The following is a 23,049-nucleotide window of genomic DNA, read 5'->3' on the forward strand; positions in this document are numbered from 1 at the left end:
TACGGTGGGGTTTCAGTCTGCCGGAAGGTTGATGGTGGGCGCGTCGGGCAGGAAATCACCAAGCTTACGCTCGCGCAGTTCATCGATGCACGCGATGCGGATATCGGCCGCCGCACGAACATCCGCGGGCGCCTGCGTGGCGTAGTGGCCCTGCTCCACGAATACTGTGGTCAGCCGGTGGCCGAGCCGCTGTTTCATCTCGGCCAGGATCTGCGGCTTGTCGTCGACCATCACGTAATGCGCGGCCGGGTAGCGCTGCTGCATCGCCACCAGCATCTGCTGTTTGTGCACATAGATCAGCACTTCGCCATCCAGCGCATCCCACAGCCCGGCGCGCTGGATCTTGCGGGGCTGGAACACCACGTCGCCATCCGACAGTATGGCCGCGGTCCCTAGCGTGCGCAGGTGCGCCAGCGTTTCCAGCGCGTGCGGATACAGCCGGTCGGTGAACGGATAGTCCAGCAGGTATTTCGACATCTGCAGCAGCGACGGGTCGTTGTCCAGGCCGACGCGGAAACGCTGCAGCGCGCCAAGGTAATCGGCGTAGCCCAGCTCGTCGCGCAGCTGCGCATAGATCGCCCAATAGCGGTCGCGTTCGGCCACACCGAAGGCCTGTGTGAGCGTGTCGCCGAGGTCGACGGCGAAGCGATCGTTGTCGAGCAAGGTGTTGTCGACATCGAGCAGGAACGCTACCGACGCGGTGGCAGGGGTGTCATTGCTCAGCATGGCTCGCTCGCCTCGGCTTTCGGATCGTGCCAGCCCTCGGCACTGCTGACGATTTGCGCGGCATCGGGCGGCCCCCAGCTGCCGGGCTCGTAGAAGCTCACGCTGCCCGCGTGCTGCAGTACACGATCGACCACCGCCCACGCGGCCTCGACGCATTCGTCGCTGGTGAACAACCCGTTGTCGCCGCGGATCGCATCGGCGAGCAGCCGCTCGTACGGCGGCTTCTCCGGCTCCGAATGATGTCGTGCCACCAGTTCCACCGGCTCGCCCTGCATCGCTTCGCCGGGCCGCTTGACCCGCATGCCCTCGGCAATAACCACCTCGGGGCTGAGCCGGAAGCGGAAATAATTCGACTGCGGTGGCGTGATCTCGTCGAACACCGACAGCGGTGGCGTCTTCATGTCCACCATCACCTCGGTGGTGGTGAGCGGCAGGTTCTTGCCCGCGCGGATGTAGAACGGCACACCGGCCCAGCGCCAGGTATCGATGTGCAGGCGCAGCGCCACAAAGGTCTCCACATCGGAATCCGGCGCCACGCCCTGCACTTCGCGATAACCGTTGAACTGGCCACGCACCACTTCCTTCGGGTCGAGCGGGCGCATCGCGCGGAACAACCGCAGCTTTTCCGCGTTCAGCGAGACCGGATCGTTGCCGATCGGCGCATCCATCGCCAGCAGCGAGGTCACCTGAAGCAGATGGTTCTGCAGCACATCGCGGATCGCGCCGACGCCTTCGTAGAAGCTGCCGCGACCATCCACGCCGAATTGCTCGGCCATGGTGATCTGCACGCTGTCGACATAGCGGTTGTTCCACACCGGTTCGAGCACGGTGTTGGCGAAGCGGAAGTACAGCAGGTTCTGCACCGGCTCCTTGCCCAGGTAATGGTCGATGCGGAAGATCGCCGACTCCGGGAACACCTGGTGCAAGGTGTGGTTGAGCGCCCGCGCCGAGGCCAGGTCGCGGGCAAAAGGCTTTTCCACCACTACCCGCGCATTGTCGGCACAGCCGGCCTGCTGCAGGTTCTTCACCACCACGCCGAACAGGCCGGGCGGAATCGCCAGGTAGTGCAACGGCGCGCTGGCGCTGCCCAGCAGCTGCTTCAACTGCGCGAATGTGGCCGGGTCGTTGTAATCACCGTCGACGTACTGAAGGTTTGCCGAGAACTTCGCAAACGCGGCCTCGTCGACCTCGCCGCCCTGACGCTTCGCTGCCTGCGTCAAGCTGTCGTGCGCGCGCTGACGCAGCTGTTCGACGCTCCAGCCGGAATGCGCCACGCCGATGATCGGCAGGTCCAGTCCATCGCGCAGCATCATCGCCTGCAGCGCGGGGAAGATCTGCTTATAGGCCAGGTCGCCAGTGGCGCCGAAAAAGACCAGGGCATCCGAGCGGGGTGATGTCATGGTGATTGCTTTCTCCATAGGGCTGGCCGGCGCCGTCATTGGCGCAGCGCGTGGTGCAGTAGATGCGGCATGTGAATCCGCTACATGCCGGAGATCGGGTCTACTTTCCAGCTTGCACGCAGCAAAGTTAACCCGATGCATAAGTCCGCACGTTTACCATTTTGTCGCGACAGCCGCAGGAATCTGCGTCGAAGGGTATGCCGCTGGAACTCTCAGCTTGCCAGCTCTTTGAACATGACCAGAGCATCGACGAAGCCGAGGCGCTGGTGCCGGAACGCCCGCGGAAGCGTGCCGACCACCGTGAAGCCGAGTTTCTTCCACAGGCGCACGGCGCGTTCGTTGGTCGATACGACCAGATTGAACTGCATCGCGAGAAAGCCCATCGACAGCGCTTCCGTCTGCGAATGCTCGCACATGGCCGATGCAATGCCCTGGCCCTGCGCCTCGGGAGCGACCACGTAGCCACAGTTGCAGACGTGTCCGCCAAGGCCTGGCTGGTTGGGTTTGAGCATATAGCTGCCCACGACCTGCCCGTCTGGCGAGCAGGCCACGAAGGTCGCTGCTGGCAGCTCGACCCAGGCCAGGTGTGTTTCAGCCTTGGTACTTTGCGGAGAGTTGGCGTAGGTGTCGCCGGACTGAAAGGTCGCATGCAGGATCGACCAGACGGCTGGCCAATCCGTTTCCTGGAAGGGGCGTATGAGGGCCATGGGTTTGTCGTGAGGTGAGTTGGCTCGATGGAGGAGTGTGCATTGCCTTCAATCGACAATGAACAGCTTCGCCCCAGTTTTGGTGAACGATCGGTGCGGTTCTGCATTGTCGGCGACTTGGTAGCTCATGCCTGCAGTCAAGGTGAACTTGCGGCCGTCTTCCAGTTCCGTGTGAAGCTCTCCCTCGACACACAGAAGTACGTGCCCCTTGACGCACCAGTGATCCGCGAAGTAGCCCGGTGTGTACTCGACCATCCGAACGCGGATGCTCCCGAGCTGCCGTGTTCGCCAGTAGGCGATGCCGCTGACACCTTTGTGTTCAGTCCGTTCGACCGTCGACCAATCAGTCGTGCCGAACGGAATCCCTGTCATCTGCATGCTTAATCCCGATGTGTTTTGGCGTCCGACACCCAGTTTAACCGGCACGCGTTGACACGTCCGCTTGAGTGGCGAAGCCGGCCAAAGAGGTCCGCTTGAAGAAACGATTGGCCATTGGCTGAGGAACTCAGTCGCGCTCGACTAGAACTGACTCTGCAGGGCGGCTCGTGGGTCCGTGCCATACGGCTTCGATATTGTTGCCATCGGGATCGAGCACGAACGCTCCGTAGTAATCCGGGTGGTAATTTCGCGGGCCAGGCTTCCCGTGGTCTCTTCCGCCCGCGCTGAGCGCGGCCTCGTGAAAACGATGGACGAGGGCTTTGTCCTTGGCCTGGAAGGCGAGATGGATGAGTGAAGCTTGGCTGTCTGCACGGTCAACATAAGAGTTCGTCGGCATAGAAGTAGCCATCTCCTTCGCCGTATCCATCCAGCAGATTGAGCGCTTCAAGTGCCGCTCGATAGAAGCGCTTGCTCGCTTCGAGATCTTTGACACGGAGATGAACGTGATCAAGCAAGCGCCCTTGACGGTAAATCATGATGTGTCCACAAAAAGATCTGACTTAAGCGGTGCACCGAAGGCACGTTCGCTTGAAGCAAGGGTCAACCACCATTGGACTTGAGATCATGAAGGATGGCCATGCTTCTCCGCGAAGCGGGCTCATTGGGTGAGGCTGCCTTTGCAGACCAGATTGTTGCTTGATCGCTACCGCACCCGGCCAGCAGAACGCGGCTAACGGCGATGGCCTTCCATGTGGCGCGCATGAGATTCATACAACCTGGCGTTCGGCGTGAGAGGTGCCCAGCGGACGCAGTCCGTTGGGCGTCTTTCGATTGGAGGTTTAGAGCGCTTGCCGGTACACATCGGGTTTGAGTATTTCCATCATGCTCGACGGATTGGCCAGCTCGCGGAACTCGAACTGCTTGTACAGATCATGTGCATCCTTGGTAGCGAGCATGAAGCGCCTTAGCCCTTGCAGGTCTTCATGCTCCTCGATGATTTGCATGAGCCACTTCGACAGGCCCTTGCCTCGATGTGCTTCGAGAACGAATACGTCTGCAAGATAGGCGAAGGTGGCTTTGTCGGTGATCACGCGGGCGAACCCCACTTGCTCGGCTCCGCGGTACAGGCCAAAGCACAAGGAGTTGCTTATGGCCCGCTCGACTACCGAGCGCGGAATGCCGGGCGACCAATAACTCTGCGCGAGAAACGCATGAATGATGGCGACATCCAGAAGCTCCGAATCAGTGGAGATCTCGTACTCGCCGCGTTGGACGTGGTTGGGCATATGAAGTGCTCTAACGCTGTAGTTAAGCAGGGGCGAAGCCGCCCGTTTGAAGGAAGGGCTAGGCCTCGCCATGCTGGAGGGGGACCAGGAAATCTGATATCGGCTCGAGGACTAATTCTGGCAAGCTCTCGGCGATGGACTCGCGCAATTGCGCCCAAGCCTCGGGATCGACGGACGAGCGAGCAAGCCCTTCAGCCTTTGCAGTTGCGGATGGCCACTGCGTGTAGCTGTACCAAATATCGTCTGGACCGCGATGCAAGCGCGAGCCCAATGAGCCGCGTTCAGTCAGCAGCAACTGAGTGATCCGCGACCACGCCTGGACAAACGTTTCCTCGGACCCGGGGCGCAGGCGCCAGCGATAGATGGCGCAGAAAGCGGAACTGGCATGGCTCATATATCTCCCATCCCGTTAGTTGTATTGCCGATCTCGCCACCGACAGGATTGCGCAGAAAAGCTGCGACTTCGTATTCCATGGCGCTGGGAGCCTCGTGGCAGTGCAGTGTAATCCCACGGCCCAATCCATATGCGCGATGTCGACCCTAGGGCGGCGGCGCTAGGAAATCAGCTGCTTACTTTCTTCGCCGCCAGATAATTTTGCAGCCTGGTTCCGCCGCGTTCGTCGATCGGGAAATGACCGATCCATCATGGATGAGGGACGTCGATCAGCTCGCTCGGGGATGATTGAGCTCCACGCTGTGTTCCACCCCGTCATCGGCCAGTGGAATACAGCCATCCGCCTGCACCACCCCGTCCAGCCACACGGTGCTCACGGTGCCGGCATCGCTCTGCCGCAGATCGATACGGTATTGCGTATCGAGGTAGCGGTAATCGAGCGAGAAGCCTTCCCACTCGGCAGGCAGCACCGGCGTGAAGCGCAAGCGGCCGGCTTCCAAGCGCAGGCCGAGCAGCGATTCGACGATCAGCCGGTACATCCAGCCGGCGGAGCCGGTGTACCAGCTCCAGCCGCCGCGGCCGATGTGCGGTTCGACCGCGTAGACGTCGGCGCAGACGACATAGGGTTCTACTTTGTAGACGTCCATCTCGGTGGCGTCGCTGCCATGGTTGACCGGATTGATCATGCGCAGCAGTTCCCATGCGCGGGTGCTGTCGCCGAGTTTGGCGAAGGCCATCGTGGCCCAGATCGCGGCATGCGTGTACTGGCCGCCGTTCTCGCGCACGCCGGGGACGTAGCCCTTGATGTAGCCGGGGTCGAGCGCCGACTTGTCGAACGGCGGTTCCAGCAATTGCACCAGGCCCGCCTCGCGGCGCACCAGGTGCCGGTCCAGCGAGTTCATCGCCTGCTGCTGGCGTTCGGGCGTGGCGATGCCGGACAACACCGACCAGCTCTGCGCGATCGAGTCGATGCGGCATTCGTCGTTGCCGCTGGAGCCCAGCGGGGTGCCGTCGTCGAAGTACGCGCGGCGATACCAGGCGCCGTCCCAGGCGTGCTGTTCCAGCGCGACACGCAGCTGGCTGACTTCGCCTTCGCAGCGCAGCGCGAACGCTTCGTCGTCATGCAGGCGGGCCACTTCGGCGAAGCGGGTCAGCACCTCGCAGGAGAAGAAACCCAGCCACACGCTTTCGCCGCGACCGGCTTCGCCGACCCGGTTCATGCCGTCGTTCCAGTCGCCGCTGCCGATCAGCGGCAGGCCGTGCGCGCCGCGCGGCAGGCTGCGTTCGATTGCACGCACACAATGCTGGTATAGGGTTTCGCGCAGGCTCGACGGTTGTGGCAGGTCGTAGTAGGACTCTTCGCCGTGATGCAGCGGGCGGCCTTCGATATAGCCGAGCTGCTCCCGCAGCACGTTCGTGTCGCCGGTGGCCAGCACGTAGCGGCTGGCGGCCAGCGGCAGCCACAGGTAATCGTCCGAACACGCGGTGCGCACGCCGCGGTCCAGCGGCGGATGCCACCAATGCTGCACGTCGCCTTCGGGAAACTGGTGCGCGGCGCACAGCAGCAGTTGCGTCCGCGTCAGGTCGGGTGCCGCGTGCAGCAGCGCCATCGAATCCTGCAACTGGTCGCGGAAGCCGAACGCGCCGCCGGACTGGTAGTAGCCGCTGCGTGCCCACATGCGGCAGGCGATGGTCTGATACAGCAGCCAGCCGTTCGCCAGCACGTCGAGCGCCGGCTCCGGCGTGCTTATCTGCACGGCGCCGAGCATGCGTGCCCAATGGGCGTGGATCCTTTCCAGTGTTTCGGCGGCCACGCCGCGACCACGGAAACGCTGCACCAGCGCGGCAGCATCGGCGCCGTCGCGACCGAGGCCGAGCCGGAAGATCAGCTGACGTTGCTCTCCTGCGTCCAATGCCACGTTGACCTGCAATGCCGCGCACGGATCCAGTCCGGCGCCGAGGCGGCCAGACAGATGCGCGCGTCCCAGCCCAGCCGGCGCGACCGCACTGCCGTTGCGGCCGATGAACGCGCTGCGGTCGCCGTCGATGCCGCGGCCGGGATCGTCCACGTCGAAGAACGCGACGCGATTCGGGAACTCGCTGTTGTAGGCATTGCGGGCGAACAGCGCACCGCTGGCCGGATCCGATTCGGTCACCACGTGCATCGCGGTGCGCTCGCGCAGATCGCCGAGCAGCCATTCGACGTAGCCGGTGACGCTGAGCCGGCGCGGCTGGCCGGAGTCATTGCGCAGCCTCAGTACCGAGAATTTGACCGAGGCATCCAGCGCCACGTAGATCCACAGCTCGGAGTGGATGCCGTCCTCGTCGTGCTCGAACACGCTGTAGCCGAAGCCGTGGCGGGTGACGTAATGGCCGCTGCCTCGCGCGGGCAGCGGCGTGGGCGACCAGACCTGGCCGGTTTCATCGTCGCGCAGGTACAGCGCCTCGCCGCTGCCGTCGCTGACCGGGTCGTTGTGCCACGGCGTGAGCCGGAACTCGTGCGCATTCTCGCCCCAGGTATACGCGCTGCCGCTCTCGGAGATCACCGTGCCGAAGTGCGGATTGGCCAACACGTTGGCCCATGGTGCGGGCGTGGCGTCGCCCGGGCCGAGCGTGATCACGTACTCGCGGCCATCGGCGCTGAAGCCGCCGTGCGGGTTGGTCAGCTGCAAGGTGGGAGGAGCCGGCGGCGCCAGTGCAGTCGGGATGCGCCGCGGTCTGCTGGCTTCGAAACGCGGTGCCTGCGTTACCGCCACGCGCCGGCTGATTTGCTCGGTTAGGCTGCCGCGGTTGTCGGCCAGGATGATCCGTGCGCTGGCCAGCATCACCAGCCGATCCTCGCCGGACAGCTGCTGCGCCGGACGCACGAAGATGCCGCCGGGACGGTCGAGCAGGCTCGCTTCGCTGCCCGACGCAATCAGTCCCATGATCTGGTCCTGCAATTCCTGCCGGTAGCCGGCGCGGTCCTCGTTCCAGATCACCAGATCCACGGCAAGCCCCTTCAGCCGCCAGTACGCATGCGCCTGCACCAGCTGGCGCACCAGCTCGATCCGCGCGCGATCGGCAATCTGCAGCAGCACGATCGGCAGGTCGCCGGAGATCGACTGACCCCACAGCCCGGACTGGCCGCGCCGGTTGCCGCGCAGGACGCCGGGCTCCGCACGCAGATTCGCGTTCGGATAGATGATCGAGGTCGCCATGTGCTCATACAGCTGCGCATCGGCGAGGCTGGCATTGAGCTGGCGCAGCAGCACCTGGCTGTGTGTCCAGGCCAGGTCGAACACGCGGTCGGCGAGGTGGCGGTCGCGGTACTTGCCGATCAGCTGGATGCAGCCGTCGCGGTGGTCGGCGAGCCCGGTGACGAAGTCGATCGTCGCGGACTGTTCCGGCTCCAGCGTGATGCGGCAGCGGATCGCCACGATCGGATCGAGCACCGAGCCTGTGCTGTTGGACAGTTGCGACTGTTCGCGATCCAGCGCCTGCGGCTGCGTCAGATTGCGGCCGCGACCGATGAAGCGTGCGCGGTCGGTCTCGTAGGAGATCTGGTCGATGTCGGCGTTGTGCACGGCCAGCAGATGGCACATCCACGGCACGTGTTCGTCGGCAGCGCGCGGGCGCCGGGTACATACGATCGCCTGCAGTTCCGGGATCAGCTCGGTCTGCACGAACAGCTTGCTGAAGGCCGGATGCAAGGCATCGGCTATCGATGGCGCCAGCACCACCTCGGCGTAGCTGGTCAGCTCGATCGTGCGCCGCATGCGGCTGCGGTTGGTGATGCGTGTGCGGCGCAGCTCGATATCGTCTTCCGGCGAGACCACGATCTCGGTATGCGAATCGAACTCGCGTTCGCGCACGCGGAATTCGGCGCGGGCATCGGAGAAGATCGCCTCGAACAGCTCGGTCTTCTTCAACGTCGGCTGATACGCGGTGGACCAGTAGTCGCCGCTGGCGACGTCGCGCAGGTAGCAGAACATGCCCCAGTGATCGCGCGTGATGTCCTCGCGCCAGCGTGTCAACGCCAGTTCGCCGCGACGGCTGTAGCCGCCGCCGGCACTGCTGACCATGGTGTGATAGCGGCCGTTCGACAGCAGTTGCACCGCCGGCCGCGGCCGGTTCGGATCGGTGAACACGCGCAGCCGTGCCTCGGCCGCGCGCGTCTGGCCGTCCGATTCGGGGAAACCGGAGGCGTGCAGGTATTCCGCGGCGGTCTTCGGCACGCGCTCCTGCAGCAGCAGGCTGGTGGCCTGGAACTGCGGGTCGGTCTCGAAGCGCCGCTGCATCGGCCGGCCCAGCAGCGCGTAGTCGAGCGCCAGCAGGCTCATGCCCTGGTGGTGCGCCATGAACGACTGCACCACGGCCGAGGCCTGACCCAGCGGCAAGCGCGCGGGGGTGTAGTCGATCGCTTCGTACAGGCCGAAGCGGCCTGCGGCGCCTGAATCGGCCAACCGCTGCAGATTTCTGGTCGCCGCCGCCGGCGCCACCATCATCGCCAACGCGGTGGCGTACGGCGCGATCACCACGTCGTCGCCGAGCCCACGCTTGAGGCCCAGCCCGGGTACGCCGAACGCGCGGTACTGATAGGTAAAGTGCGCGTCCAGCGTGTTGTAGCCGGATTCGGAAACGCCCCATGGCACGTTCAGCTGGTTGCCGTATTCGATCTGGCGGGCCACCGCCGCGCGACAGGTCTGGTCGAGCAAGGTGCCTTCATAGCTCGGCATCACCAGCGTGGGCATCAGGTATTCGAACATCGAGCCGGTCCACGACAGCAGCACGGGTTCGCCGCCGCTGGTGGTGAGCAGCCGGCCCAGCGAGAACCAGTTGTCCTGCGGCAGCTGACCCTGCGCGATCGCCACGAAACTGGCCAGCCGCGCCTCCGAAGCCAGCAGGTCGTAGTAGCTCGCGTCGAGCCGGCGCTCGTCGACGTTGTAGCCGATCGACAGCAGGTCGCGCGCGCTGTCGTATAGGAAGCGATAGTCCATCAAGGCCAGGTCGCCGGCCTGATGCGCGAGTTGCTCGATCACGGCGATGCGTTCGCGCGCGCGTTCGCGCATGGCGTCGGCGCCCGCGTCGGCGGGCCAGCACAGCGGTTCGATCCGCGCCAGCTGGCGCAGCGTGGGAATGCCGTTGAAGCCGCCGTCATCGTCGTGCGGAGGATCGAGCTTGAAGGTGGCGGCTTCGTCGCACAGGTCGCTGCATTGTTCGAGCAGGGCGGCGAGCCAGAACTCCGCGCCGCTGCCGGGTTCGACCTGCAGCGATTGCGCCAGGACGTGGGCGTGATCCAGCAGTCGTTGCAACAGCGCCGCAGCGACGCTGGTGGTGGCCGGCGGCGTGGCCAGTCCATCCTGCAATGCTTGCCGCAGCGGATCCAGCGCCGACGCGGTGCCGGCATCGAGCGCGTCGTGCAGCACGTTCACGGTATCGAGCATGCCAAGCAGCACGCGCGGCTGGAACACCGGCTCGTCCGGCAGCGCCAGCAGACCCGGCCGCAGAGTCAGCAGGTGGCCGGCGAGGTTGCCGCTGTCCACCACCGAGACGTACAGCGGTGCCAGCGGTTGCAGGTTCAGCGTGTCGTACCAGTTGTAGAAGTGGCCGCGATGGCGCGGCAGCTGCTGCATCGTGGCCAGGGTCTGGCGCGTGCGATCGAGCAGGCTGCCGATGCTGAGGAAGCCGAAGTCGCAGGCGGCCAGATTCGCCAGCAGCGCCATGCCGATATTCGTCGGCGAGGTGCGATGAGCGATCACCAGCCCCGGCTGCTCCTGCACATTGTCCGGCGGCAACCAATGATCGGCCGGGCCGACGTAGGTGTCGAAGAATGCCCAAGTGCGGCGTGCCAGCACGCGCAGGAAGCGCATCTGTGCCGCAGTTGGCGCAAACGTATCGGGCTTGCGTGGCTGGCTGATCCACCATGCCAGCGACGGCGACAGCAGCCACAGCAGCAACAGCGGCCCCGCCAGCAGCAATACCATCGGCCGTTGCAGCGTCAGCGCCACGGTCAGCCCCAATGCCAGCAGCGGGCCTAGCCACATCGTTCGCCACAGGGCCGCCGGTGCGTTGCTGCTGCGCCGTTCGACCTCGCTGGAGGTCTGCCACTGCAGCAGGTGTCGATGACTGATCGCCATCCGCCACAGCGTGCGCACGATCGCGTCGAGCTGGTACAGCACCTCATGCGGCAGCCAGGCCAGCCCCAGCCCCATCCGCGCGAAATGCTGCAGGCCGGCCTGGAAGCCGGCACGCAGATGCTGATCCAGTTGCACGTCCTTGGGTTTCTGCACCAGCTCCAGCAAGGCCGACAGCAGCGGCGGCACCAGGACCATCGCCAGCACGGCCAGCGTCCACGACAGCACCGGCGACAGCACCAGCCAGCCGGTCACCAGCAATACCAGCAGCGAGGACGGCACCAGGCTGCGGCGCAGGTTGTCGAGGATCTTCCAGCGCGACAGCGCGGTCAGTGCGTTGCGGCGCCAGCCGTCATGCGCCGTCGGCGCCCACGGCAGCAGCCACGGCAGCAGCTGCCAGTCACCGCGGATCCAGCGATGACGCCGCCTGATGTCGGCGCCATAACGAGGCGGGTATTCCTCGAACAGTTGCACGTCGCTGAGCAGGCCCGCGCGGGCGTGGCAGCCCTCGACCAAGTCATGGCTGAGAATGCGGTTTTCCGGGAAACGGCCGTCCAGGCTGAGCTCGAACGCATCGATGGCGTAGATGCCCTTGCCGACGAACGAGCCTTCGTGGAACACGTCCTGATAGACATCCGACACCATCTGCGTATACGGATCGATGCCTGCGTCGCTGCCGTACAGCTGCGCATAGCGCGAGCGCGCGGTGCTGGGCAGGCTGATGCCTACTCGCGGCTGCAGGATCGCGTAGCCGGACACCACGCGCCGCTGCACGGGGTCGTATACCGCGCGGTTGAGCGGGTGATCGATGGTGCCGACGAACGCCTGCGCCGAATCGCGCGGCAGTCCGGTGTCGGTGTCCAGCGTGATCACATACTGCACGCGCGGCAGCGTCGCGATGTCGCCGACGATCAGCATGAAGCGGCCGTGCGCATTGCCGCGCAGCAGCGCGTTGAGATCGGCCAGCTTGCCGCGCTTGCGCTCGTGGCCCATCCAGCATCGCTCGGCGGCATTCCACCGGCGGGGGCGATGGAACAGGAAGAAGCGGTCGGCCTCGACGCTCGCATAGCGCTCGTTGAGCGCCTCGATGCGCCGCCGCGCCAGACGCAGCAGTGCCTCGTCGCCGGGCAGCGTCTCGCTGTCCGCATCGGCGAAATCGGTGAGCAAGGCGAAGTGCAGGTGTTCGTCGCGGTTGCCTAGGAAGCGCACTTCCAGTGCTTCGACCAGGTCTTCGACATCCTGCGCGCTGGCGAACAGGCTGGGGATCGCCACCAGCGTGCGTGCGCCGGGCGGGATGCCTTCCGAATAATCCATCCGCGGCAGCAACTGCGGCGGGATCGTCAGCGTGGCCATCCAGTTGAGCAGGCTCAATCCCAGCTGGCTGGCCAGGATGGCGGCCGGAATGGCGATCGCGACAAGCACCCACGTCGGCAGCCGATTATGTATGGCGGCCGCCACCAGCGGCTGCGCGAACGCGAACGTCAGCAGCGCCAGCAAGCCAAGGTAGATCGGCAGCGGCGCGCGGTCGAGGCCGCGGCGCAGCGTTTCGGCCAGCCGCGGCCGGACACCGAGGCGCTGCTCCAGCTGGCGGCGGCCCCGATCGATCAAGTAGAGACCGACGTGCTGCGGCAGCGACGACGTGGTGTCGGTTGGCGCGGCGGCCTGACACAGCGCCACGGTCGTCTCGGCCACCTCCAGCTCGGTCAGCCGATGATGCCGCGCGAGCCCTTCCACCACGTGGCGATAGCGGTCGCGGGTGGTGAAATCCATCGCCGCATAGACGCCGGCCGGATCCTCGCGCAGACATTGCTCGACCAGACTGCTCTGCTCGACGAAGTCGCGCCAGTCGATCGCCGACAGCGTGCGCAGGCTGCCGATGCTGTTGCTGATCGAAACCTGGTTGGCGGCCTGCTGCTGCGCCTCCAGCTGTACCAGATGTTCGATGCTCCGGCCCGACGTGGACAGACGTTGTTCGATCCAGCTCAGCGGCAACGCCAGCGCGGGGCTCTGGCCTTGCAGCCGGCGCGCCATCTCGGCGACGAACGGACCGTTCATCGGCGGGTTCGAGCGCGCCATGTCGGCAACCACCAGCACCACGCTGCTCGGATCGCGCTCGGCGGTCGCCGTCATGCTGTCGGCCCAGCGCACGGCCTTGCCGCGGTAACGCCAGTCCGCCATCACCCGGGCGGCGACCCGGCGCAGGTTCTCGATCAGCGCCAGCCGCAGCATGATCGGGATCGCCCACAGCTCGCCCAGCTTGAGCGGAGTCACGCTCTGGTAGGCATTGATGAAGCGGTGCAGGCTGCTGGTGTCGACCCGGCCGTCGCCGTGCGAAATGATTTCCAGCGCGATGTCGTACACCCGCGGCAGACCTGCCGACAAACTGTTTTCCAGCCGAGGCAGCTCGCGGCTGTAACCCTTCGGCAGATGGCGGCGCGCGATCCTGATCTGCTCCTCGATCAGGTAGAAGTTGTCCAGCAGCCATTCGCCGGCCGGGGTGACCCGCCGTTTGCGCCGGGTGGCGTTGGTCAGCCGTTCGCAGGTATGCGTCAGCACCGCTTCGTTGTCGGCCAGCCGGGCCAGCAGCAAATCCGCCCCCGACCGCGCACTCAACCGGTGCTGGCTGGCCAGTGCCGCGCCATGTCGTTCCATCTGCTCGGCGCTGAACAGCTCCGAACGCAGCGCCGGCTCCTGCTCCGGTCGTATGCGTGCCGCGGCGCGGCGGCGCCGGAATGCGCGCAGACGGCGCAGCTTGAGCAGGTCGAGAAGGCTGCCGATGTTCAAGTCCGGTTTTTCCTTGGGTTCATGCCGGGCCGTCGCGAACCGTCCATTTCTGTGAAAGCCCGGGACATCCGCTGCAGCCAGCAGCTACCGCCCGGACCCTACGCGCCGACGTGTGAAGACGGCGCACGCTACGATGAGTGCCCAGCCCCGCACCGGAGTCATGCCGTGTCATTGTCGATTCGCGCCGCCGCCATCACCGACCTTGCCGACCTCGTCGCATGGAATGCCGCGATGGCATGGGAGACCGAACACAGGCAGCTCGATCCCGCGACCTTGCAGCGCGGCGTCAATGGCGTGTTCGAGGAGCCCCGACGCGGCTTCTACCTGATTGCCGAGCGCGATGGCGTGGCAGTGGGCTGCCTGCTGGTGACGTATGAGTGGAGCGACTGGCGCTGCGGCGATTTCTGGTGGATTCAGAGCGTGTACGTGATCCCTGCCGCCCGGCGGGGTGGTGTGTTTCGCGCGCTATACGCCGCGGTCGAGCAGGGCGCAGCGGCAGCTGGCGCGGCCGGCCTGCGCCTGTACGTGGAGACCGAGAACCTGCACGCGCAGACAACGTATGCCGAACTGGGCATGCAGCGCTGTCATTACTTCATGTACGAAGCGTTGCTGACCAGCCGAGCCTGAGCGCGGCGGGCTCCTGCCATGAAAAGCCACGCTTCTTGGCGAAGCCGCGTACCAGGTTCAGGTGGTGGCGGCGAGCAATTGCTGGAACTCCTCTGCCGGCATCGGTGCGCCGAACAGGAAGCCTTGCAGTTGCGAGCATCCGGCGTGGCGCAGGAACGCGGCCTGATCGCGGGTCTCCACGCCTTCGGCAATCACCACCTTGTTGAGGCTGCGCGCCATCGCGATGATGGCGCTGGTGATCGTGGCGGTGTCGCGGTCGCTGATCAGATCGTGCACGAACACGCGATCGATCTTCAGCGCGTCGATCGGGAAATGCTTCAGATAGGACAGGCTGCAATAGCCGGTGCCGAAATCGTCCAGCGACAGTCGCACGCCGCGTTGCCTGATCCGGCGCAGCAAGCCGGTGGTGGTATCGCCACCGGACATCACCATGCGCTCGGTCAGTTCCAGTTCGAGCAGGCCGGGATCAAGTCCGCTTTCATTGAGCACGTCGTCCAGCCAGCTGTAGAAATCGGCATGCTGGAACTGCAGCGGCGAAACATTCACCGAGACCGGAATGGTTTGACCGCCGAGCTGCCACAGCTGCGCCTGCTTGCAGGCCTGGCGCAGCGCCCAGGCGCCGATCGGCAGGATCAGGCCGCTGTCCTCGGCCACCGGGATGAATTGATCCGGCTTGTATAGTTCGCGTCCGTTCACTTGCCAGCGCAGCAATGCTTCGGCGCCAACGACGCGGCCGCTCTGCGCTTCCACCTTGGGCTGGTAATGCAGGCTCAATTCGTGCCGCGGGAGCGCCTGGCGCAGTGCCGTCTCGATCCGCCGGCGTGCCTGCGAGCGCTCGTTCATCAGCGCGGTGAAGAAGCGGTAGCCGTGCATACCCTGCGCTTTTACTGCGACCAGCGCGGTTTCCGCATGCTGCAGCAGGTCTTCCGGTTCGGCGGCGTCGTCCGGATACACGCTGATGCCGATACTGATGCGCAGCGCCAGTTCGGGCAGGCCGTCGACACGGGTCTGTTCGCACTGGTTGATCAGGACCTGGCACAGGCTGGCTGCTTCGCCCACGCTTCCCAGATGCGGCAGCAGCACCACGAATTCGTCGCCGCCATAACGGCTGATCAGTTCGTCGCCGGGGAGGCAGCGATGCAGTTGCGCGGCCAGCGCGCGCAGCACGCGGTCGCCGGCCGCGTGGCCGTGCAATTCGTTGATCTGCTTGAAATGGTCGATGTCGATGTAAAGCAACGCGGCGCGTTGCTGGCGCCGATTCGCGGTTGCCAGTGCCTGCCCGATGTGGTCGTGCAGCTGGCTGCGGTTGGGCAGTCCGGTGAGCGTGTCGTGCTGGGTCAGATGGATCATCTTCAGCGCCAGCGCGCGGGTTTCGCTGACGTCGTGGAACACCAGCACGCCTCCGATGACGTTGCCGGCATGGTCGTGGATCGGTGCGGACGAGTCTTCGACCGGCGTGTCGAAACCATGCCGGTGGCGCAGCAAGGTCTTGCCGGCGAGATCGACGATGGTGTTGTGCTCGATCGCCACGCGCAGCGGGTTGGCGATGGTGTGGCCGTCCTGGGCGTCGAACAGCTGGAAAATTTCCTCGATCGGCCGGCCCTGCGCCTCGTCGTTGCTCCAGCCGGTCATCGCCTCGGCGATCGGGTTGAGCGAGGTGATGCACAGCTGCGTGTCGGTGGTGATCACCGCGTCGCCGATCGAACGCAAAGTGACCTCGGCCAGTTCGCGTTCGCGATGCAGCGCGTCCTCGAAGGCCTTGCGCTGGCTGATGTTCTGCACCTGCGACACGAAATACAGCGGGGCGTTCTGCTCGTCGCGCACCAGCGATACGCTGAGCTGGATGTGGACGGCGTGGCCGTCCTTGTGCAGGTTGCGCTTCTCCAACTGGTACGACTCGCGCGTGCCGGCCAGCAGTTCCGCCATCAGCCTGGCATCGGTCGCCATGTCGTCCGGATGGGTAAGCCGGGCGATGTCCAGCGCCAGCAGCTCGTCTTCGCGATAGCCGAGCATCTGGCACACCGCGGCGTTGACGCGCAGGAAATGGCCGTCCGGTCTGGTGAGTGCCATGCCGATCGCGGCGTGCTGGAATGCGCCGAAGAAACGCTGCTCGCTTTCGTGCAACTGCAGTTCCAGCAAATGCCGTTCGGTGATGTCGAGCAGCGCGGTGAACACACCCCGCACACGGCCATCCGCGTCGAAATCCGGCTGGAAGTTGCCGTGGGCGTAACGCCGCTCCTTGCCGTTGTAGAGCTCGCCCTCGAAGCTGGCCAGCTGGCCGGCGTAAGCCTTTTTCAGTGCCGGCGCGGCGCTGCGGTAGTTGCGCTGGCCGATCACGTCGATCAGGCGCTTGCCGAGCAGCGCCTGCGGGTCGACGCCGAGCCAGCTGCGATGGGTCTCGTTGGCGTAACTGAAACACTGTTCGGCATCGAGATAGGCCAGCAATACCGGCGCGCCGTCCAGGATTTGCGCAGGCCAGTCCGGCCCCTGAAGAAGCGAAGGCAATACCTCGGCAGACTTGTGCGGCCGCATGGTCATTCCGTCAGCTGGAACGCGCCCCCCGTCGGCGCGCCCCCATCATGCGCCGAGTCTCCGCCGCGGCACAAATGCCACGTTCGCCAGCGGCAGTTCAATGCAGCGCTGTCGCCGGCGCACCCAATCGGCCGCGCTCGTCCAGCACGACCCGGCCCAGCGCATGCAGCTCGGGCGCGATGCCGTAGCGGTCGGCCAGCAGCGCCAGCAAGGGTCCCAACGCCTGCGGCTGCCATGGGTAGCCATGTGCCAGCGCACGGGCCATACCGCCGTCGCCCCGTTGCGCCACGGTGAGCGCGACCACGCCAAGTCCGGGCGCCTCGTGCGCGAACAGGGCCGGCGATTCGTAACCGGGCTCGATCGCAGCCAGGGTTTCCAGCAGATAGCCGGCGCCGGCCTCGGTTTTCGCCTGCGCGGCCGGCTGCAGCAGCAACGGCAGCTGATGCGCATCGAGCAGCGCCGCATACTGGCGCAACTCGAACACGATGCCGGCGAAGTCATGCGCGCGCTGCGCGACATCGCCTGTCTGCGCGGCGAGCCACTGCGCCGGCGACTGCGCCAGCACCTTGCCGTCGGCGTACCGCAGGCTCAGCCCGCGTGCGCTCATGGTCGATTCGGCGTGCTGCGGGGTCAGCAGCGCCGCTTCCAGCAGCGTCCACAATGACGCCAGATTGACGTGCTCGTACTGCACGCAGGTCAACGCCAGCAAGTCGTTGCGGCTGAGGTAACGCACATGCTCCAGGCGGATGCCGAGCGTGCGCATCAGCCAGTCGGCGGTCAGCGTGCCGGCTTCGCCGCGGCCGACCAGGTGGACCTCCAGCAACTCCGACAGCTCCTCGGCCAGCGCCGCCGGTGCCAGCAGGCTCAGCGGCAGCAGCCGCATCGGGCCATCGGCAAAAATCGGCGACGGCTCCAGCGGTTGCGCCGGCATGTGGCCGTCATGACTGCCGAATGCCACCACGTTGTCCAGCTGGCCGCGCGGCACGCGCCGGGCCAGCTCATCCAGCGTAGCCCATACCGGAAAGCCCGGCCGCAGCAGCTCGACCTGATCGAACAGAGCCCCCGCGAGTGCCAGCCGGGCAGCGCCGACCTGCGGCACCAGCGCGTGCAGGTCGGCGGCAACCAGTTCCGCCAGCTCGGTTGCCTCGTCGCGGCTCAGGGTCATGCGCGCCGAAGCCTCGCCAGCGACCGGTTCCAAGGCCAGCACAATGGGCAGGGCCAGCAGCGCTTGTGCTTCCACGGTCAGCAATCCGAACGGCAAAGAGAACCGATTCTACCAGCGAGGACGTCGTGGTCAGTTCAACGCGAGCCCTAGCCCATGGAAACAAATGGATCGTGCTGAACAGATCAGGACATCCTCTGGCGTTTTGGGCTTTCGCCGCGCGGCATCGCGGGTTAGCCTTGACCGACTTGAGTTGTGGACAGTTTCGAGCATGGAAAACACGCTAAGGCGCGTCGGGGTGATCGGTGGTGTACGCATCCCGTTTTGCCGCAACAACACCGCGTATGCCGACGTCGGCAACTTTGGCATGTCGGTGAAAGTGCTGGGCGCGCTGGTCGAGCGGTTCGGGCTGCATGGGGTGGAGCTAGGTGAAGTGGCGATGGGTGCGGTGATCAAGCATTCATCGGACTGGAACCTGGCACGCGAGGCGCTGCTCAGTTCCGGGCTGGCGCCGACCACACCGGGCATCACCACCGCGCGTGCCTGCGGTACTTCGCTGGACAACGCGATCATCATCGCCAACAAGATCGCCGTGGGGCAGATCGCCGCGGGCATCGCCGGCGGCTCGGATACCACCAGCGATGTGCCTATCGTCTACGGCACGCGTTTGCGCAAACGGCTGCTGGCGATGAACCGCGCGAAGACGCCGCTGGACAAGTTGAAAGTGGCGCTGCGCGGGTTCTCGTTCCGCGAGCTGAAGCCTTCGTTCCCCGGCGTAGCCGAGCCGCGCACCGGCAAGTCGATGGGCGACCATTGCGAGCAGATGGCGAAGGAATGGCACGTCGCCCGCCAGGCGCAGGATCAGTTGGCGCTGGACAGCCATCACAAACTGGCCGCCGCATATGACGCCGGTTTCTTCGACGACTTGCTGGTGCCGTTCCGCGGCCTCAAGCGCGACGGCTTCCTGCGTCCGGATTCGACGCTGGATAAGTTGGCCACGTTGAAGCCGGCGTTCGACAAGAGTTCCGGCCACGGCACGCTGACTGCGGGCAACTCCACCGGCTTGTCCGATGGCGCGGCCGCCGTGCTGCTGGCCAGTGACGAGTGGGCCGCGCAGCGTGGCCTGACCATTCAGGCGTATCTGCGCGACGCCGAAGTCGCCGCAGTGGATTTTGTCCACGGCGAAGGCCTGCTGATGGCGCCGACCGTCGCGGTGCCGCGCATGCTGGCGCGACAGGGACTGACCTTGCAGGATTTCGACTACTACGAAATCCACGAAGCGTTCGCGGCGCAGGTGCTGTGCACGCTGCGCGCGTGGGAGAGTGCCGAGTACTGCAAGAACCGGCTCGGCCTGGATGCACCGCTGGGTTCGATCGACCCGGCCAAACTCAACGTGCATGGCTCCAGCCTCGCGGTAGGTCATCCGTTTGCCGCCACCGGCGCACGAATCGTCGCCACCTTGGCGAAGATGCTGGAACAGAAAGGCTCCGGCCGCGGCCTGATCTCGATCTGCACCGCCGGTGGCATGGGCGTCACCGCGATCCTCGAGCGGCCATGAACGGGCCCATGAACGGGATACTCGCATGCTGCGGCTGCGCACCACCACGGGCCTGAGCGCGCTGGCGCTGGCGATCGGCATCGCCGGTACCAGCTGGCTCAGCACGCTGACGGTCGGCTGGCATGGGCCGGCGCCACTTCTTGCTGCGACTCGGCATGGACCATCCATGCAGCCGCGCGCCCTGCCCTCACCGCAGCACCGGAAACGTCCGGTCAGCGTGGTGCAGGCGCGTCGCGCCAATGCAGATCGCGCCATCAGCGGCGTGAGCGAGGCGCAGGCCACTGCGCCTGCGCCGGCAGTCGAACTGGTGCCGCTGGCGATGCCGGGCGACACCTCGCAATCATGGGAAGAACTGCGCGGCCATCTGGACGGCCGCGTGGTGCTGCACGTCGGCGTCGACGGCGACGGCCGTGTCCGCACGGCCAGTCTGGTCGAGTCCAGTGGCGATCCGGTGCTCGACGAGCATGCCTTGCGCAGCGTGCGGGGCTGGCGTTTCGCGGTGCCGGGCGATCATCCGGACGGGATCAGCGGCGACTTGCCGATGCGTTTCTCCGCGCAGGGCGAGCGCATCGCGCAATCGCCGTAGGTTTTTTTCCAGTCGCGGCGGCCCTGCTTTTATTGTTCCCTGCGCCGATGGCGCCCGAGTTACCTTAGCTCGGCGATTCTTGTAGGAGCCGCGCTCGCGGGCGATGCTCTTTTTTGCACTTGAGGCGAAGAGCTTTCACCCTCCTGCGGAGGGCGAGTTACTTCTCTTTTGCTTGTCCAAAAGAGAAGTAACCAAGAGAAAACGACACCCCGCTTACGCGCCTTGCGGGCATCCCTGCCCGCAAGGTCCGCGGGTGGGTTACGGGGTTTGTCGACAGCACATCCTGTGCTGACGCCAAACTGGCCGGCATCCCTGCCGGCCACCCTGCGGGCTTTCCTTCACCCACCCGCCGCTTCAGAGGGGCCCCGGGTAGAGCAACGCGCATCCTGCGCGTACTTTTCAGAGGAGCCAGAGCAATAGCAGAGCGACGCTTCGCTTCGGCCTTTCACCGAGTGCGGGCCACGATGGCCCGCTGCTCTACCCGGGGCCCCTGTGCGGCGGTGAGACGGGGTCGACAGGCCCGCAGGGGCATCGGCAAGGATGCCGATGCCTTTTCGCCAGGACAGGAGTCCTGTCGAAAAGCCCGGCCCCGGCTCACGGACTTGCCGGGCAGGAGCCCGGCAAGCGCCAAGCGGGGTGGCCTTTCTCTTTGGTTAGCTTTCTCTTTGGCCACACAAAGAGAAAGTAACTCGGGCGCCGTAGGCGCACGAAAGCTCTTTGCTTCGAGTGCAGAAACAACAAGCAAAGGCATCGCCCGCCAGCGGGCTCCTACAAGAAGTCACGGTTTAAAGTGGTTCGGCTACAGCAGGAGGACGAAAGCTCTTCAAGCCTTGCTTCAAACAAAACCGGAGTTCACAACACCCCTTTCGCGCCCACCCCGAACGCCGTGAACAACCGCGTGATAATCAGTTTCGGCGACAGCGCCACGTCGGGGAAATCGCCGACCGGCTGATAGCAGGCGTAGAAGCCTGGATCGATCGCGCGCAGAGGTTGGCAGCCAGGCTTGAGGTCGTAGCTGGTGGCGTAGCGGAACGGCCACAGATCGAACAGCGGGAGCTGTGCGGAGATGCTGCCGATCGCATCGTTGATGTCGGTGAGCAGCGGCGTCGCCGATTGCCGCGGCGCGATCACCCATGCATTTTCCGGCTGGGTATTGCGCATGATGCTGTCGCGCAGCTGGTCGGCGAACGCGTGGTCGTAGACGATCACACCGGCTTCGGTGTTGTAGTTGTCGGAACGCGGATCGAAGTTGTGCGAGCCGACCATCGCGAAGGTATCGTCGATCACGATCGACTTGGCATGCAGGCCGAACCGGCGGCCCTCGCTGAGCAAGGGCGCCGGCCGGTTGCTGCTGCCGCGGCTGCCAAGCAGGTGAAAGCGCGCCTGCGTGGCGCTGGCCGGGCTGGCGGTTTCCGCCGGCATCGCGGCCTTGTTCATGCCGAGGTTGGCCAGCTCGTTGTCCACCGCCGGGCCTGACGCATGCGGCTTCAGTTCGTGGATCTCGAAACCGAACGTCTTCAGGTAACGCTTGCGGTGCTTGTACGACATCGCATACACGGCGAACGCATCGGTCGAGGCCAGCGAGTTGGTCGAGACGATCACCCGTGGCGGCTCGTCGCGCTGGTGCAACCGCTGGAAGATGCGCTGGGCGCGTTTGCTCATCACCAGATACGGCGTCTGCAGCAGCACTTCGCGCTTGGCGTCGTCGATCATGCGCATGATGTGCTGGGTGTACTCCTGCGCGCGTCGCTTGTCCGGCTTGTCGGCCTTCGACGGCAGATCGCTGAGGTAATCGACCTTGCCGGCGGGTAACGAAGGATCGACCAGCCACGCCTGCAGCCATAACGGATCTTCGGCGGCCTGTTGCAACTGCGCCACCCGCAGCGGCCGGCGATAATGCGGCGCCGGCCAGACCGGTGGCGCGCTGTCGGACAGGATGCGCTGGTTGACGTCGCGCAGGTGAGTCAGCGGCACCGCCCGCTTGTGCCGCCAGAACAACTCGAAACTGGCCGCCATCTGTTTTGCGGCAGGGCCGCCAACCATCACGTCGCGGTCGACGTAGTCGAAGTCGTCGTCCCAGTTGAAGTAGCGATCCTGGTAGTTGCGCCCACCGGTGATGCCGATGCTGTCATCCACCAGCAGCAGCTTGTTGTGCATGCGCTGGTTGAACTGCATGAAGCAGCACAGTATGCCGGCAGCGAATTCCAGCGGTTGCGTATGGGCCTTGTGGAAGGTCGGGTTGTACAGCCGCACTTGCAGGTTCGCGCTGACCCGCGACAGTCGGTCGAGCACGTCCAGATTGTCGAACGAAAACAGTTGGTCGGCCAGGATGCGCACCTGCACGCCGCGGCGGGCCGCCTGCACCAATTCGTCCAGCATCAGTTGGCCGGCGTCATCCTGATCCCAGATGTAGGTCTGCACGTCGATCGACTGTCGCGCGGCGCGGACCAGGTTGATCCGCGCCGCCAGCGCCGGTTCGCTGTCATCGAGCAAGGTCACCACGTGTACGGGTTGTTGCGGGGTGGATTCAGCCAGCGCCCGGGTTGCCGCCGCCAGCAGCGGTGACGGCACCGCGCAGCGGTCGGCCTGCGCGCAGACTGTGCTGCGATCGGTAGTGGTCGCGACGATCGCGTCGGCGCGCCGGATTTGCGCTTGCGACAGCGTACAGCCCTGCAGCAGCAGGGCCACGAGCAGGAGTGGAAGGCTGACCTGGCGCAGGAAGCGGGACATGCGCGAATGATACGGAGGGTTCGTGCAGCGGTGAGGGCTTTCCATGCAGGCGCTGTTCAATCG

General features: G+C 65.3%; 13 protein-coding genes and 1 pseudogene. 3 read left to right on the forward strand and 11 right to left on the reverse strand.

The genetic code is table 11. From position 1 onward, the window contains the following. Positions 1 to 12: 12 nt before the first annotated feature. From BUA26_RS09395 to BUA26_RS09430, 8 genes and pseudogenes are all read right to left on the reverse strand, one after another. Positions 13 to 726 (reverse strand): HAD family hydrolase, encoded by a 714-nt coding sequence (locus BUA26_RS09395; RefSeq protein ID WP_072759813.1) that lies wholly within the window; start codon positions 724 to 726, stop codon positions 13 to 15. Beyond that, positions 720 to 2,126 (reverse strand): glucose-6-phosphate dehydrogenase, encoded by a 1,407-nt coding sequence (gene zwf, locus BUA26_RS09400; RefSeq protein WP_072760238.1) that lies wholly within the window; start codon positions 2,124 to 2,126, stop codon positions 720 to 722. Before zwf ends, BUA26_RS09395 begins: the two co-directional genes overlap by 7 nt. Before the next feature lie 212 nt (positions 2,127 to 2,338). Next, positions 2,339 to 2,833, reverse strand: a complete 495-nt coding sequence (locus BUA26_RS09405; RefSeq protein WP_072759815.1) for a GNAT family N-acetyltransferase — start codon at positions 2,831 to 2,833, stop codon at positions 2,339 to 2,341. Positions 2,834 to 2,881: 48 nt separating this feature from the next. Next, positions 2,882 to 3,211, reverse strand: coding sequence for a DHCW motif cupin fold protein (locus BUA26_RS09410; protein ID WP_072759816.1), 330 nt, complete (start codon positions 3,209 to 3,211; stop codon positions 2,882 to 2,884). A gap of 127 nt (positions 3,212 to 3,338) precedes the next feature. Beyond that, positions 3,339 to 3,747 (reverse strand): annotated as a pseudogene (locus tag BUA26_RS09415) (VOC family protein). Positions 3,748 to 4,050: 303 nt separating this feature from the next. Further along, positions 4,051 to 4,497, reverse strand: coding sequence for a GNAT family N-acetyltransferase (locus BUA26_RS09420; RefSeq protein WP_072759817.1), 447 nt, complete (start codon positions 4,495 to 4,497; stop codon positions 4,051 to 4,053). A 58-nt stretch (positions 4,498 to 4,555) separates the two neighbouring features. Continuing rightward, positions 4,556 to 4,891 carry an antibiotic biosynthesis monooxygenase gene (locus BUA26_RS09425; protein WP_072759818.1) on the reverse strand — a complete coding sequence of 112 codons (336 nt, stop codon included), beginning with the start codon at positions 4,889 to 4,891 and terminating at the stop codon, positions 4,556 to 4,558. A gap of 269 nt (positions 4,892 to 5,160) precedes the next feature. Continuing rightward, entirely contained in the window at positions 5,161 to 13,791 is an 8,631-nt protein-coding gene (locus tag BUA26_RS09430) for a glycoside hydrolase family 94 protein (RefSeq protein WP_072759819.1), read from the reverse strand. A 165-nt stretch (positions 13,792 to 13,956) separates the two neighbouring features. Here BUA26_RS09430 and BUA26_RS09435 point away from each other — a divergent pair, with 165 nt between their 5' ends. Next, positions 13,957 to 14,418: a GNAT family N-acetyltransferase gene (locus BUA26_RS09435; RefSeq protein WP_072759820.1), complete on the forward strand. Its 462-nt coding sequence runs from the start codon at positions 13,957 to 13,959 to the stop codon at positions 14,416 to 14,418. A 57-nt stretch (positions 14,419 to 14,475) separates the two neighbouring features. Here BUA26_RS09435 and BUA26_RS09440 read toward each other — a convergent pair whose 3' ends face one another. Next, positions 14,476 to 16,950, reverse strand: coding sequence for a sensor domain-containing protein (locus tag BUA26_RS09440; RefSeq protein ID WP_072760240.1), 2,475 nt, complete (start codon positions 16,948 to 16,950; stop codon positions 14,476 to 14,478). 97 nt (positions 16,951 to 17,047) lie between these two features. After that, positions 17,048 to 18,190, reverse strand: coding sequence for a hypothetical protein (locus BUA26_RS09445; RefSeq protein ID WP_072760242.1), 1,143 nt, complete (start codon positions 18,188 to 18,190; stop codon positions 17,048 to 17,050). A 193-nt stretch (positions 18,191 to 18,383) separates the two neighbouring features. On the opposite strand from BUA26_RS09445, the gene BUA26_RS09450 reads away from it, so the two are divergent. Continuing rightward, complete coding sequence (locus tag BUA26_RS09450) at positions 18,384 to 19,670, forward strand: acetyl-CoA C-acetyltransferase (RefSeq protein ID WP_072759821.1); 1,287 nt, start codon at positions 18,384 to 18,386, stop codon at positions 19,668 to 19,670. Positions 19,671 to 19,695: 25 nt separating this feature from the next. After that, positions 19,696 to 20,256: an energy transducer TonB family protein gene (locus BUA26_RS09455; RefSeq protein WP_072759822.1), complete on the forward strand. Its 561-nt coding sequence runs from the start codon at positions 19,696 to 19,698 to the stop codon at positions 20,254 to 20,256. Between the two features lie 852 nt (positions 20,257 to 21,108). Here the strand turns inward: BUA26_RS09455 and BUA26_RS09460 are convergent. Further along, a complete protein-coding gene (locus BUA26_RS09460; protein WP_072759823.1) occupies positions 21,109 to 22,986 on the reverse strand; it encodes a phospholipase D-like domain-containing protein in 1,878 nt (625 codons plus the stop codon). Positions 22,987 to 23,049 lie beyond the last annotated feature (63 nt).

The sequence above is a fragment of the Rhodanobacter sp. OK091 genome (assembly GCF_900142825.1).
Lineage (GTDB): Bacteria > Pseudomonadota > Gammaproteobacteria > Xanthomonadales > Rhodanobacteraceae > Rhodanobacter.